Annotated in this window: 13 protein-coding genes; all 13 read right to left on the reverse strand. The window is 65.8% G+C overall.

From position 1 onward, the window contains the following. Window positions 1-76: 76 nt before the first annotated feature. Window positions 77-1,201 carry a M14 family metallopeptidase gene (locus C8261_RS06535; RefSeq protein WP_107492853.1) on the reverse strand — a complete coding sequence of 375 codons (1,125 nt, stop codon included), beginning with the start codon at window positions 1,199-1,201 and terminating at the stop codon, window positions 77-79. A 2-nt stretch (window positions 1,202-1,203) separates the two neighbouring features. Continuing rightward, window positions 1,204-1,989, reverse strand: a complete 786-nt coding sequence (gene yaaA, locus C8261_RS06540) for a peroxide stress protein YaaA (RefSeq protein WP_107492854.1) — start codon at window positions 1,987-1,989, stop codon at window positions 1,204-1,206. A 182-nt stretch (window positions 1,990-2,171) separates the two neighbouring features. Continuing rightward, window positions 2,172-2,660, reverse strand: a complete 489-nt coding sequence (locus C8261_RS06545) for a hypothetical protein (RefSeq protein WP_107492855.1) — start codon at window positions 2,658-2,660, stop codon at window positions 2,172-2,174. Window positions 2,661-2,794: 134 nt separating this feature from the next. Further along, window positions 2,795-3,592 carry a TrmH family RNA methyltransferase gene (locus C8261_RS06550; protein WP_107492856.1) on the reverse strand — a complete coding sequence of 266 codons (798 nt, stop codon included), beginning with the start codon at window positions 3,590-3,592 and terminating at the stop codon, window positions 2,795-2,797. After that, window positions 3,589-4,200, reverse strand: coding sequence for a ribonuclease HII (gene rnhB, locus C8261_RS06555; RefSeq protein ID WP_107492857.1), 612 nt, complete (start codon window positions 4,198-4,200; stop codon window positions 3,589-3,591). The genes C8261_RS06550 and rnhB overlap by 4 nt, the downstream gene beginning before the upstream one ends. Then, complete coding sequence (gene lpxB / locus C8261_RS06560; RefSeq protein ID WP_107492858.1) at window positions 4,197-5,351, reverse strand: lipid-A-disaccharide synthase; 1,155 nt, start codon at window positions 5,349-5,351, stop codon at window positions 4,197-4,199. Before lpxB ends, rnhB begins: the two co-directional genes overlap by 4 nt. Before the next feature lie 47 nt (window positions 5,352-5,398). Then, entirely contained in the window at window positions 5,399-6,169 is a 771-nt protein-coding gene (gene lpxA, locus C8261_RS06565) for an acyl-ACP--UDP-N-acetylglucosamine O-acyltransferase (protein ID WP_107492859.1), read from the reverse strand. Then, the gene (fabZ, locus tag C8261_RS06570) at window positions 6,166-6,603 is read right to left on the reverse strand and encodes a 3-hydroxyacyl-ACP dehydratase FabZ (RefSeq protein WP_107492860.1); all 438 of its coding nucleotides are present in this window, start codon (window positions 6,601-6,603) and stop codon (window positions 6,166-6,168) included. The genes lpxA and fabZ overlap by 4 nt, the downstream gene beginning before the upstream one ends. A 2-nt stretch (window positions 6,604-6,605) precedes the next feature. After that, the gene (gene lpxD / locus C8261_RS06575; protein ID WP_107492861.1) at window positions 6,606-7,631 is read right to left on the reverse strand and encodes a UDP-3-O-(3-hydroxymyristoyl)glucosamine N-acyltransferase; all 1,026 of its coding nucleotides are present in this window, start codon (window positions 7,629-7,631) and stop codon (window positions 6,606-6,608) included. A 15-nt stretch (window positions 7,632-7,646) separates the two neighbouring features. Then, window positions 7,647-8,150, reverse strand: a complete 504-nt coding sequence (locus C8261_RS06580) for an OmpH family outer membrane protein (protein WP_107492862.1) — start codon at window positions 8,148-8,150, stop codon at window positions 7,647-7,649. 34 nt (window positions 8,151-8,184) lie between these two features. After that, window positions 8,185-10,530, reverse strand: coding sequence for an outer membrane protein assembly factor BamA (gene bamA, locus C8261_RS06585; RefSeq protein WP_107492863.1), 2,346 nt, complete (start codon window positions 10,528-10,530; stop codon window positions 8,185-8,187). Window positions 10,531-10,536: 6 nt separating this feature from the next. Next, a complete protein-coding gene (gene rseP / locus C8261_RS06590) occupies window positions 10,537-11,901 on the reverse strand; it encodes an RIP metalloprotease RseP (RefSeq protein ID WP_107492864.1) in 1,365 nt (454 codons plus the stop codon). Beyond that, a complete protein-coding gene (gene ispC / locus C8261_RS06595) occupies window positions 11,898-13,088 on the reverse strand; it encodes a 1-deoxy-D-xylulose-5-phosphate reductoisomerase (protein WP_107492865.1) in 1,191 nt (396 codons plus the stop codon). Before ispC ends, rseP begins: the two co-directional genes overlap by 4 nt.

Raw genomic sequence — 13,088 nt, forward strand, 5'->3', positions numbered from 1 at the left:
TTGATGATATCAGCCCTGCCGAATGTTGCGAGTGCACATGAACCCGCTTACGGACAAATCTCACGCCTCCGGACGCTCACCCGCCCTGCAGATGGCGCAACACGGCATTCAGCATCGCCCCGCCGAGCCGCTTGCTGCGCGCCGCGCTCCAGCCACACTGGCCGTCGGGCAGATTGGCGTTGTCCTTGAAGGGCATCTCCAGGGTCAGCGACACGCAGCCGAAGTGGTTGGCCACCCACTTGCTCGCCAGGCTCAGCAGCTCCTCGCCGAAGCGCCCGGGCAGATAACCGTGCTCGGTCTGGAAGTCCGGGCTGGCGGCAAGCAGGGCATCGACGAATAGCGCCTGCCGGCGGGCCAGTTCAGCCGTGAAGGCGGGCACCTCGGCGGCCGAGGAGAAGAACACGTAGGGCATCTCCTCGTCACCATGGATGTCCAGGAACAGTGCACAGCCGGAATCCATCATCGTCTGGCGAACCACGGCCACTTCCGGGGCAGCCAAGGGGTCGGGATCGCGCCATTCGCGATTGAGGTTGCGCCCGGCGGCATTGGTGCGCAGGTTGCCGCGGATCGCGCCATCGGGGTTCATGTTCGGCACGATGTGGAGCACGGCATGCTCGCGCACCTTGCGCGCCACCGGATCGGCGGCGTCGAGCAGACGTTCGAGGAGGCCTTCGACAAACCACTCCGCCATCGTCTCGCCGGGATGCTGGCGGGCAATGATCCATACCGGCTGGCGCGTCGGCCCGGGGCGGCCGACCATCACCATGTCGATGTCACGTCCCTCGACGGTACTGCCGAGGCTGCGCACCTGGGCAAACGGCGACATCTCCGCCCAACCCAGCAGGTCGAGATGGCGCTCGTGCGAATAGGGCTCGAAGTAGGCGTAGTAGACGCTGTTGCGTTCCGGGGTGTGCTCGACCACCAGGCGGCCGTCCTCGTAGCGCGTGGCGGCGATGCGGAACCAGTTGCGGCGATCGTAGGAGGCCACGCAGCGGTAGCCGTTCCAGTCCGGATAAGCCGCCTGCGCGGCATTCTCGAAGACCATGCGCAGCGCCACGCCGGCAGCGTCCTGAAGACGAAAATGGAACCACTGGCGAAAATCCGCGGCGTTGTCGGCACGCAGGCGCAGGCGGATGTCCTGCGGGTCGGCAAGGTCGACGACCTCGATGGCACCGGCGTCGAAGTTGTGGCTGATCTTCACGCTCACTCCACGCGCCGGCGGAAGACCAGGGTATCGTCGCCGGAGGCCTCGGCAGCATAGGCGTAGCCTTCGCTGGCGAAGTCCTTCAGGGCGTCGATGTCGCCCGCCCGCCGGGTCACCACGTGACGGCACATCAGTCCGCGTGCACGCTTGGCATAGAAGCTGATGACGCGGTAGCGCCCGCCCTTCCAGTCCTCGAACACCGGGGTGAGCACGCGCGCGCCGAGCTTGTCGGCCTTCACCGCCTTGAAATACTCCTCGGAGGCCAGATTGACCAGCACCGGCAGTTCGCCGCGTTCGCGCTGGGCGGCAAGCTCGCCCTGCAACGCACGGGTGATGAGCTCACCCCACCAGGCATAGAGGTTGCGGCCACGCGGATTGGCCAGCCGGGTACCCATTTCCAGGCGGTAGGCCTGCATCAGGTCGAGCGGGCGCAGCACGCCGTAGAGGCCGGAGAGGATGCGCAGATGATCCTGCGCCCACAGCAGGTCGTCCTCGCTCAGGCTGGCTGCATCCAGCCCTTCATAGACGTCGCCATTGAAGGCCAGCACCGCCTGCTTGGCATTGCGGGTATCGAAAGGGCGCGACCACTGCGCGTAGCGGGCAACGTTGAGGGTAGCGAGCTGATCGGAAAGATCCATCAGCGCGGCCACGTCCTGCGGCGCCAGCGGACGCAGGATATCGATCAGGGCGGCGGCTTCGTCGAGGAAGGCCGGCTGGCTGTGATGGGCGGTGACGGGCGGCGTCTCGTAATCGAGCGCCTTGGCGGGGGAGATGACCAGCAGCATGGGGATCCGGTGCGGAAGTGGGCAACTTGCCGATGTTAGCAAATGACGGCAGTGGCGGTTTGACAGCGGCCCGCCCTTTGCGCAACATTGCCCGCCCCCGTCGCCTCCACGGACCGCCCATGAACCCGCCCGACCTGCTCAGCCGTTCGCTCGCCGCCGTCGCCGGAGCGCTCGAACTGCCCTCATAGCACGGCGAGCAGGCGCCCCTTGAGCTCTTCGGAGCGCAGTTGCCCCATCTTGGTGAGATTCAGCGTCGCCAGCCAATCCTCGAGCAAGCCGCGCAGATCGGCAGGCGTGCGGCTTTCATTGATGCGCTTCATCAGGCCGAGATTGCCATAGGGGCCATTGAAGGTGCGCAGGGCATTGAGCATGAAGTTGCGCGCCTTGTCCATCTGCGCAGGATCGACCGGCCCTGCCGGCGCGGCGACGGCCTCGTCCACCGCCGCTGGCGGAGGTGCATCGCTGCCACCGATACGCTCGATGTAGCCCTCTTCCTGCAGTTGCGCGAGCGCCTCGTCGAGGCGCGGATCGGGCATCATCGCCCGCACTTCGTCCAGCGGGCGCTTGCCGTCGATCAGGATCAGCACGCGCCTGGGCCGCGGGCCCAGTCCCCCGCTGCGCTGTTCGATTTCTTCCTGCCCTTTGCGGGTCTTGGCAAAAATCGCGGTCATCTTGTCTCCTCGGTGTGGAACGCCTTGCTGCGGAACGAAAACTCCTCAGTGGTCAGGATAGCCAGGCGCGGACGCGCTCGATAACGAGCCAGTATTGCATAAGACAGAGGATTCTGCGCCCCTGCGCAGCACTGTCAAGCGGGGTTTGCCCGCAGTCGCACCTGTCGACGCTGCTCGAAGAGGCAGATCGCTGCAGCGGCAGCGACGTTGAGCGACTCGACGCCCGCCGCCATCGGAATCGACACCCGCGTATCGGCCAGCGCCAGCACTTCCGGCGACACCCCGCGCCCCTCGGCGCCGAACAGCCAGGCCACCGCGCCGCCGAGTTCGGCCGCATAGAGATCGATACTGCCGGCCCCCAACGCGGTGGCCACCACTGCCCCCGGAAAGCCCGCAAGCGCGGCAGCGAGGTCGCAGCGTTCGTGGATGCGGAGCGCGAAGTGGGCCCCCATGCCGGCACGCAGCACACGGGGCGACCAAGCCTGCGCGCAGCCGGCAGCAAGCAACACGTCGCCGACACCGGCGGCCGCGGCGGTACGCAGGATGGTGCCAAGATTGCCACTGTCCTGAACGCCGTCGAGGACCACCACGGTAGCACTCAACGGCGCCGCCGGCGGGGACGGTGGCACTGCCACCACGGCGAGGATGCCGGACGGGGTGTCGACCGGACTGACATGGGCGAACAGCTTGTCGCGCAGCAGCAGCGCGGGCACCGTCGCCGCGCGTTCGAGCAGGACACGGTTTTCCGCGCACGTGGCGCCCTCTTCGCTGAGCACCAGCTCTTGCAGCGCCCACCCCGCATCGAGGGCGGCGCCCACCAGATGGGCGCCATCGAGCACCGTGCAGCCGTGTTCACGGCGCTCACGCGCCGAATGTGCCAGCCCGTGCAGGCGGCGCACGGCAGGGTTGTCGCGCGAGGAGATCAGCTTCACCGCCCTTCCTCATCCACCCACAGGGGCGGATTGGCAAGCAGCTCGCGCACCGGTGCGAAGCTGCGGCGATAGAAGTCCGCCACGCCATGACGCCGCAGCGCTGCCAGGTGGGCAGCGGTGGGATAGCCCTTGTGGGCGGCCAGCCCATACTGCGGATGGCACACATCGAGCGCCAGCATGGCGGCATCACGACTGGTCTTGGCAAGGATGGAGGCCGCCGAGATCGCCGCTTCGAGCGCGTCGCCCTTGACGATGGCGCGCACCGGCACGCTCAACTGCGGACAGCGGTTGCCATCGACCAGCACCTCGTCGGGACGAAGCGCCAGCGCGTCGACGGCGCGACGCATGGCCAGCATGGTGGCATGGAGGATGTTGAGACGGTCGATCTCCTCTACCGTGGCCTCGGCCACCGCCCACGCCAGGGCCTGTTCGCGGATGAGCAGGGCAAGGCGTTCGCGGGTCTTCGCGGAGAGCTTCTTGGAGTCCCCCAGCCCGGCAATCGGGCGCTGCGGATCGAGGATCACCGCTGCAGCGACCACCGGACCGCACAGCGGCCCCCGCCCCGCCTCATCGACACCGCACAGCAGCGCGCCGGCAGGCGCGCTCACGACCGCACTCCGTCACCGAGGTAGGGCAGGATGGCTGCAGCGGCGCGCTCGGCGGTGTTCTGCCGGAGGCTGAGGTGAAGTTCGGCGAAGCGCTGGGCGACACGCCGGCAGGCCACCGGGTCGCCCAGCCAGCGGTCCACAGCGGCGGCAAGCTTGTCGGCAGTGGCGTCGTCCTGCAGCAGTTCGGGAACCAGCGAGTCATTGCACAGGATGTTGGGCAGACCCACCCAGGGCAGGTAGGCCATACGCTTCATCAGGCGGTACTGCCACTTGCCGATGCGATAGCTGATCACCATCGGACGCTTCAGCAGGGCCGCCTCCAGGCTCGCGGTGCCACTGGCCACCAGTACCACGTCCGCAGCCGTCATGGCCTCCACCGCGTGGCCGAAGAGCATGCGGATGGGCAACTCGCGGGCATCGTTGCGGTGCACGGCGGCCTCGAACAACTGGCGGGTCTCGCGTGTCGCCAGCGGCACCAGGAAGACCGCCTCCGGATGCCGCCGATGCAGCAGTCGTGCGGTGGCGATGAAGGTGTCGGCAAGATTGCGCACCTCCGACTGGCGGCTGCCGGGGAGCATCGCCACCACCCGGATGCCAAGCGCGAGGTTGAGCTTTTCGCGGGCGCCGCTGCGATCCGGATGGAGAGGAAAGACATCGGCGAGCGGATGCCCGACATAGCTCACCGGCACTCCAGCCTTTTCATAGAGCGCCGGTTCGAAGGGAAACAGGCACAGCATGTGCGAGACCGAGCGTGCGATCTTGCGGATACGCCCGCCTCGCCAGGCCCAGATCGACGGGCTGACGAAATGAATCGCGGGCGTACCGCCATCCTTGACCCGCCCTTCCAGCCAGAGATTGAAATCCGGTGCGTCAACACCGATGAAGGCGGCCGGGCGCTGGGCGCGGATGATCGCCAGCAACGCCTTGCGGATGCCCGACAACTCGCGGTAGCGCTTCAAGGCATCGACATAGCCATGAACGGCAAGCAGTTCGCACGGCCACAGTGCGTCGAAGCCTTCGGCCTGCATCTTGGGGCCGCCGATGCCAAAGAACTCGGCATCCGGGTGATGACGGCGTATGGCACGGATGAGATGGCTGGCGAGCAGATCGCCGGAAGCTTCTCCGGCGACCATCGCGATTCTGAGCGGCATCGGCGAGGAGGTGGTACGGGTTCGGGTTTCGGGCCGGGTGGCGCTGCTCAGCGTACGATGCCGCGCCCGCTGGTGGAGATGAAGGTCGCGAAGGGTTCGACCTCGGGGTGTTCGGCAGCCATCGCAGCAATGCGCTCGCGCGCCTCGTCGAGCTTCAGTCCGCTGCGGTAGAGCGCGCGGTAGGCACGCTTGATCGCCATGATGCCCTCGGACGAGTAGCCCCGGCGCTTCAGGCCCTCGCTGTTGATGCCATGCGGCTGGGCCGGATTGCCGGACACCGTGACGAAAGGCGGCAGATCCTGCAACAGCACGGTGCCGACCCCGCAGAAGCTGTGCGCGCCGACACGGACGAACTGATGCACACCGGTGAAACCGCCGAGGATCGCCCAGTCGCCCACATGCACGTGGCCGGCCAGGGTGGCGTTGTTGGCGAAGATGGTGTGATTGCCGACCTGGCAGTCGTGCGCCACGTGCACGTAGGCCATCACCCAGTTGTCGTTGCCGATGCGGGTCACCCCGGCGTCCTGGCTGGTGCCAACGTTGAAGGAGCAGAACTCGCGGATGGTGTTGCGGTCGCCGATCTCCAGACGGGTCGGCTCGGCGTCGTACTTCTTGTCCTGCGGTTGTGCGCCGATCGAGCAGAACTGGAAGATCTCGTTGTCGCGCCCGATGCGGGTGTGCCCCTCGATGACCACGTGGGGGCCGATGCGGGTGTTGTCGCCGATCTCGACGTGTTCGCCGACGATGGCGTAGGGGCCGATGTCGACGCCGGCCCCGAGACGGGCGCCGGGATGGACGATAGCGGTCGGATGGATCATGACTTGGTCTTGAGCGCGCACATCAGCTCGGCCTCGGTGGCGATCTGGTCACCGACGCGGGCCACGCCCTTGTACTTGTAGATGTTGCGCTTGCCCTGCAGGATCTCGACGTCGAACATGAGCTGGTCGCCCGGCACCACCTGGCGCTTGAAGCGCACGTTGTCGATGCCGGCAAACAGCACCACCGAGTTCTCGTCCGGCTTCACCCCCATGGTCTTGAAGGACAGCAGCGCCGCGGCCTGGGCCATCGCCTCGACGATCAGCACACCGGGCATCACCGGATGGTTGGGGAAGTGGCCGGGGAAGAAGGGCTCGTTCATGGTGACGTTCTTGAGCGCCAGGATGCGCTTGCCCTCTTCCAGCTCAAGCACCCGGTCAACGAGCAGGAAGGGATAACGGTGCGGGAGGTATTGCAGGATTTCGTTGATTTCCATGACTAGTCGGCGCTGCTTGCCTTGTCGAGACGTTGTTCGAGCGCACGCAGCCTGTCCGTCAGGGCATCGAGATGGCGCAGGTGGGCGAAATTCCTCACCCAGTCGGCGTGCGGTTGTACCGGCAGGTTGGCGGTATACACCCCTGCACGGTGGATGGATTTGGTCACCAGCGTACCAGCGGAGATCACCACATCGTCGACGATGTGCAGATGACCGATGATGCCGGCCTGGCCGCCTATCATGCAGCGCGCGCCGATCACCGTGCTGCCGGCTATGCCCACGCAACCGGCCACCGCAGTGTGGGCTCCGATGCGCACGTTGTGGGCGATCTGGATCTGGTTGTCGAGCTTGACGCCATCGCCGATCACGGTGTCGTCGAGCGCGCCGCGATCGATGGTGGTGTTGGCGCCGATTTCAACGTCGTCACCGATCACCACCCGCCCGCTCTGCGGGATCTTCACCCAGCTGCCGTCACGCTCGCGCGCGAAGCCGAAGCCATCGGCGCCGATCACCACCCCGGCATGAACCAGGCAGCGTGCGCCCAGCACGCAGTCGTGATAGATGCAAACCCCGGCTTCAAGCCCCGTATCGTCGCCGATCACGACATTGCGCCCGATGTGGCAGCCCGGACCGATGACCACGTTCTCGCCGATGCTAGCGCCGGCAGCGATGGTCGCGCCAGCAGCCACGCTGGCCGAGGCGGGCACGGCTGCCTCGACACACGCAGCCGGATGGACGCCCGCAGCGGGCAGCACGGGCGGATTGAACAGCTGCGCGACACGGGCGAAATAAACGTAGGGATCGGCGGTGACGATGCGCGGCAGCGCAGTGAGCCCGCGCGCATCGGGCGCGACGATGACGGCCGAGGCCCGGCACTGGGCGAGACGGGCGAGATACTTGCGATTGGCCAGAAAGGCCAGATCGCCCTCCCCGGCCTGATCCAGCGTCGCCACCCGCGCAACCTGCAGCGCACCATCGCCGATCAACTCGCCGCCAAGGCGGTGAACCAGTTCATCGAGGCGGAACATCGCGTTGCCGATCGCTCAGCGTGCGCCGGCCAATTCGCGGATCACCGCGTCGGTGATGTCGATACGGGGGCTGGCATAAACCGCGTCCTGCAGGATGATGTCGAAGCGTTGATCCTCGGCGATCTTCTTCACCGCCGCATTGGCCTTGTCGAGCACCAGCGCCAGCTCCTCGTTGCGGCGCTGGTTGAGGTCTTCGCGGAACTCGCGCTGCTTGCGCTGGAAGTCGCGGTTGAGATCGTTGAAGGCGCGCTCCTTGTTGCGGCGGTCGCTCTCCGACATGGTCAGACCACTGCGCTCGAGTTCGTCCTGCAGGGCCTGCAGATCCGCGGCCATGCGCTGCAGTTCCTGGTCACGACGCTCGAACTCGCGCTCCAAGCGCTCGGTGGCACGCAAGGCCGGCGCGGCCTCGCGCATCACGCGGTCGGAATCGACGAAACCGATCTTCGACTGTGCGAACACGGCCGGCGCGCTCACGCCCAGCATCAGCGCAGCAAGAATGGACAGGGTACGGACTCTCACTTAAACCTCCACCTGAACCGGGCCCATGCACCGGTCAGAATATCGAACCGAGTTGAAACTGGAAGCGCTCGGGCTCATCGTCATTGCCCTTCTTGATCGGGAAGCCGAGGCTGAACTTCAGCGGACCGACCGGCGAGTTCCACGACACGGCCAAGCCGGTACTGGCGCGCAGATCGCCGAAACGCAGTTTCTGTTGACGACCGTTGAGATCCTCGCCCCAGACATAGCCGGCATCGAGGAAGGTCGAGATGCGGAAGGAGCGGTCCTGACCGGAACCCGGCAAGGGGAAGTAGAACTCGGCATTGGCGACCAGCTTGCGGGTGCCGCCCATGGCATCGCCCTCATTGTCCTTGGGACCAATGGAACTCTGTTCGAAGCCGCGCACCGAGCCCAGGCCGCCAACATAGAAGTTCTTGTAGAACGGCATCGGCTTGCCGCCCAGGCCCTTTGCCCAGCCGATCTCGCCATTGAGCATGAGGGCGTAGTCGCGCCCGATCGGGAACCAGTGCTGGTACTGATAACCGGCCTTGAAGAACTGCAGGTCACCGACCGGGGTCGCCAACTCGGCGTAAAGGTTCTGATATACGCCCTGACGCGGATAGAGGAAGCTGTCGCGGCCATCGCGCGCCCACCCTGCAGTCAGCGTCAGGCTGTCCACCGAGAAGGTGCAGTTGTTGGTGATGGCATTCGCACAACCGTACTGGCGGGCGAAGTTGCGATACTGGATCGACGAGGGGTTGCTGTTGATACTGCCATAGGTCGTAATTTCGGTGCGATCGACGCCGATGCCGAAATTGATCATGTCGTCTTCGGCGATCGGATAGCCGATGCGCAGGCCGGCGCCGGTGGACACAGTCTTGTAAGGCGAGATCGAGTAATACGCGTCACCGGCATCGTAGGTGCGGTGATAGATGTCCCAGCCCAGGCTGACACCGTCGACGGTGTAGTAGGGATTGGTAAACGACAGCGCATAGGTACGACTGGACTTGCTGGTATTCAGGCCGATGGTCATCGCATTGCCGCTGCCGAACAGGTTCTGCTGCGACACCGAGGCCGACAGGGTGACCTTCTCCGCGCTGGAGAAGCCCGCGCCCAGCATCAGGTTGCCGGTGGGGCGTTCCTTGACGGTAAAGTCGACATCGACCTGGTCAGTGGTGCCAGGCACCGGCGGTGTCTCGACGTTGACTTCGTCGAAGAAGCCGAGACGGTCGACGCGGCTGCGCGAGCGGTTGATGGCCTCGCCATCGTACCAGGCGCCTTCCATCTGACGCATCTCGCGGCGAACCACCTCGTCACGGGTCTTGGTGTTGCCACCGACATTGATACGGCGCACATACACCCGGCGACCGGGATCGACGATGATGGTGAAGGCAACCTCGCGCTTGTCCTTGTCCACCTCGGGGGCGGCGTTGACATTGGCAAAGGCGTAGCCCTCGTTGCCGAGCAACTCGGTAATGGCCTTGGTGGTCTCGGTAAGCCTCTCGCGCGAAAACACCTCGCCCGGGCGAATCTGCGTTACCGCGCGGTACTGCGCCTCGTCGAGCACCAACTCCCCGGTATAGCGCACTGCGGAGATGGTGTACTTTTCACCTTCGGTGATGCTCACGGTGATGTAGATGTCACGCTTGTCCGGAGTTATGGAAACCTGGGTGGAATCGATGTTGAAGTCGAGGTAACCGCGATCGAGATACCACGAACGCAGGGTCTCCAGGTCGGCCGAGAGCTTCTGCCGCGAGTACTGGTCGTTCTTGGTATACCAGGTCAGCCAGCCGGGCGTACGCAGTTGAAACAGATCTACGAGATCGGACTCATCGAAGGCACTCGCGCCGACGATGCTGATCTGGCGGATCTTGGCCACACTGCCTTCGTCAACGGTGAAGTTCACCGCCACGCGGTTGCGCTCCAGTGGCGTCACCGTGGTGGTGATCACCGCCGAGTACTTGCCGCGCGACAGGTACTGGCGCTTGAGCTCCTGTTCGGCACGCTCGACCAGCGCACGGTCGAAGATGCGTGCCTCGGCGAGACCGACCTCACGCAGCCCTTTCTTCAGCGCGTCCTTGTCGAACTCCTTGACGCCGACGAAATCGATGCGGGCGATCGCCGGACGCTCGTCGAGCATCACCACCAGTACGTCGCTCTCGACCTCGATGCGCACATCGCGGAAGAAACCGGTGGCGAACAGGCCGCGGATGGCTTCGGCAGCCTGCTCTTCGGTAAAGGTGTCGCCCACCCGTACCGGCAGATAGTTGAACACCGTGCCCGCCTCGGTGCGCTGGATGCCTTCGACGCGGATGTCGCGTACCACGAAAGGGTCGAAGGCCAGAACCGGCGCAGAGGTGAACAGGGCCATGATCAGCCCGGAAAGGAGCTTGCGATTCATCGGGTATCAGCCGGAAAGTAGACGAGAGATGTCGTTGTAGAAGGCGAATGCCATGAGCAAGGCGAGCAATACCAGACCAATTTGCTGACCGATCTCCATGACGCGCTCCGGAACGGGGCCGCCTTTGATGATTTCGACCGTATAGTACATCAAATGACCACCGTCCAGAACCGGGATGGGGAGCAGGTTGAGGACCCCCAGACTGATGCTGATCAGGGCCACGAACTTGAGGTACTGCCCCCAGCCGAGCTGCGCCGTCTGCCCCGCGTAGTCGGCGATGGTGACCGGCCCGGAGAGGTTCTTCCAGGACACCTCACCGGTAAACATGCGACCAATCATGCGCAGGCTGAGCACGCTGGTCTCCCAGGTCTGCTGCAACGCCTTGGCGAAGCCCTGCAGCGGGCCGTAACGCACCACCGCAAACATCGCCTCGGCGCCCTCGCCTGTGCTGCGCGCCACCGCCACGCCAATGCGCCCGACGGTCTCGCCGTTTTCGCTGGCTGCATCGGGCACCACGCTGAGCGCGATACGCGCGCCATCGCGCTCGATCAGCGCACTCAAGGGCACCCCCGGAGCCGCACGCACGCGCTCGACCAGTTCGCCCCAGGAATCGAGGGCTTCGCCACCCAGCTCGAGAAAGAGGTCACCGCTCTGCACGCCGGCGCGCGCCGCCGCGCCGCCGGCAACGAGGTCGCCGACCCGCGGCGCGATGGGCGCCCGCCATGGCCGCATGCCGAGGCGGACGACGAGGTCCTCGTCGGCATCGATGGCGATGCCGGCAAGATCGAAATGACGCTGCGCCACCTCGCCTTCGAGCGTGGTGACCTGCAGGGTGATGCGGCGTGCATCGAGGGCGTGACGCAGCAGCACCCAGCGCAACTCCTGCCAGCTATGCACCTTCTCTGCGTCGACCGCAGTGACCAGGTCGCCATCGCGCACCCCGGCGCTGGCCGCAATGCTGGGGCCATCGACGAGGGCCAGGCGCGGGCGCAACTCCTCCACGCCGCCGACAAACAATGCCCAGTAGAGCACGATGGCAAGCAGGAAATTGGCCAGCGGCCCGGCAGCAACGATGGCGAAGCGCCGATACACCGACTGACGGTTGAAGGCGCGGTGCAGCTCCTGCGCTGCCACCTCGCCCTCACGCTCGTCGAGCATCTTTACGTAGCCGCCGAGCGGAAAGGCTGCCAGCGCCCACTCGGTGCGGTCGCGCCCGGCCCGCCAGGCCAGCAGCGGCTTGCCGAAACCGATCGAGAAGCGCAGGACCTTGACACCACACCAGCGCGCCACCAGGTAATGCCCGAGTTCATGGACCAGGATCAGCAGCCCGAGGGCGGCGGCAAAGGGAATCAGGTAGTTGAGCAGATTCATCGGCGCTTGTGGATCTCCGCGCGGGCCACGGCACGCGCCTGTACATCGGCGGCCAGGATGGCCTCCACGCTGTCGACCGGCAGATCGCACACGCGTTCCAGCGTCGCGGCGATAACCGCGGGAATCTGCCGGTAAGGCAGGCCGTGATCGAGGAAGGCGGCCACAGCCTCCTCGTTGGCGGCGTTGAGCACCGCCGGCGCGCAGCCGCCGCTGCGCAGCGCGCCATAGGCCAGCGCCAGGCAGGGAAAGCGCTGATAGTCGGGGCGCTCGAAATCGAGGCGGGCGATCTCGAACAGATCAAGCGCACGCACCCCGGAATCGATACGCTGCGGCCACGCCAGGGCATGGGCAATGGGCGTGCGCATGTCGGGATTGCCGAGTTGCGCGAGCACCGAGCCGTCAACGTAATCGACCAGCGAGTGGATCACGCTCTGCGGATGCACGACCACCTCGATGGCATCTGCATCCACGCCGAACAGCCAGTGGGCCTCGATGACCTCCAGCCCCTTGTTCATCATCGTCGCCGAGTCCACCGAAATCTTGCGCCCCATCACCCACTTCGGGTGGGCGCAGGCCTGCTCGGGCGTGACCCCATCGAGTTCGTGCAGTGCACGCGTGCGGAAGGGCCCCCCGGAAGCAGTCAGCAGAACCCTGCGCACCCCCGCCACGGCCGGATCACGCCGATAGTCCGCCGGCAGGGCCTGGAAGACCGCGTTGTGCTCGCTGTCGATGGGCAGCAGCAAGGCACCCGCGCCAGCCACCGCGTCCATGAACAGCCCACCGGCCAGCACCAGCGCCTCCTTGTTGGCGAGCAGCACCTTCTTGCCTGCACGTGCCGCGGCCAGCGCCGGCGGCAATCCGGCAGCACCGACGATGGCGGCCATCACGGTGTCGACTTCGCCTGCAGCCGCAATATCCTCCAGCGCAGCCGCCCCGCCAAGCACCTCGGTGGCACTGCCGGCCTCACCCAGACGCTGGCGCAACTGCAGCGCCACAGCCTCGTCGCCAAGCACCGCATAACGCGGAGCAAAACGCAGGCACTGGGCGAACAGCGCATCCATCTGGCGCTGGGCGCTGAGCGCGAAGACCTCGAAGCGCTCGGGATGGCGGGCGATGACGTCGAGGGTGGACGTACCGATGGAACCGGTCGCACCGAGCACGGTAATGCGCTGTCGCGGGGTGTTCAT

The organism is Pseudothauera lacus (assembly GCF_003034845.1).
Lineage (GTDB): Bacteria > Pseudomonadota > Gammaproteobacteria > Burkholderiales > Rhodocyclaceae > Pseudothauera > Pseudothauera lacus.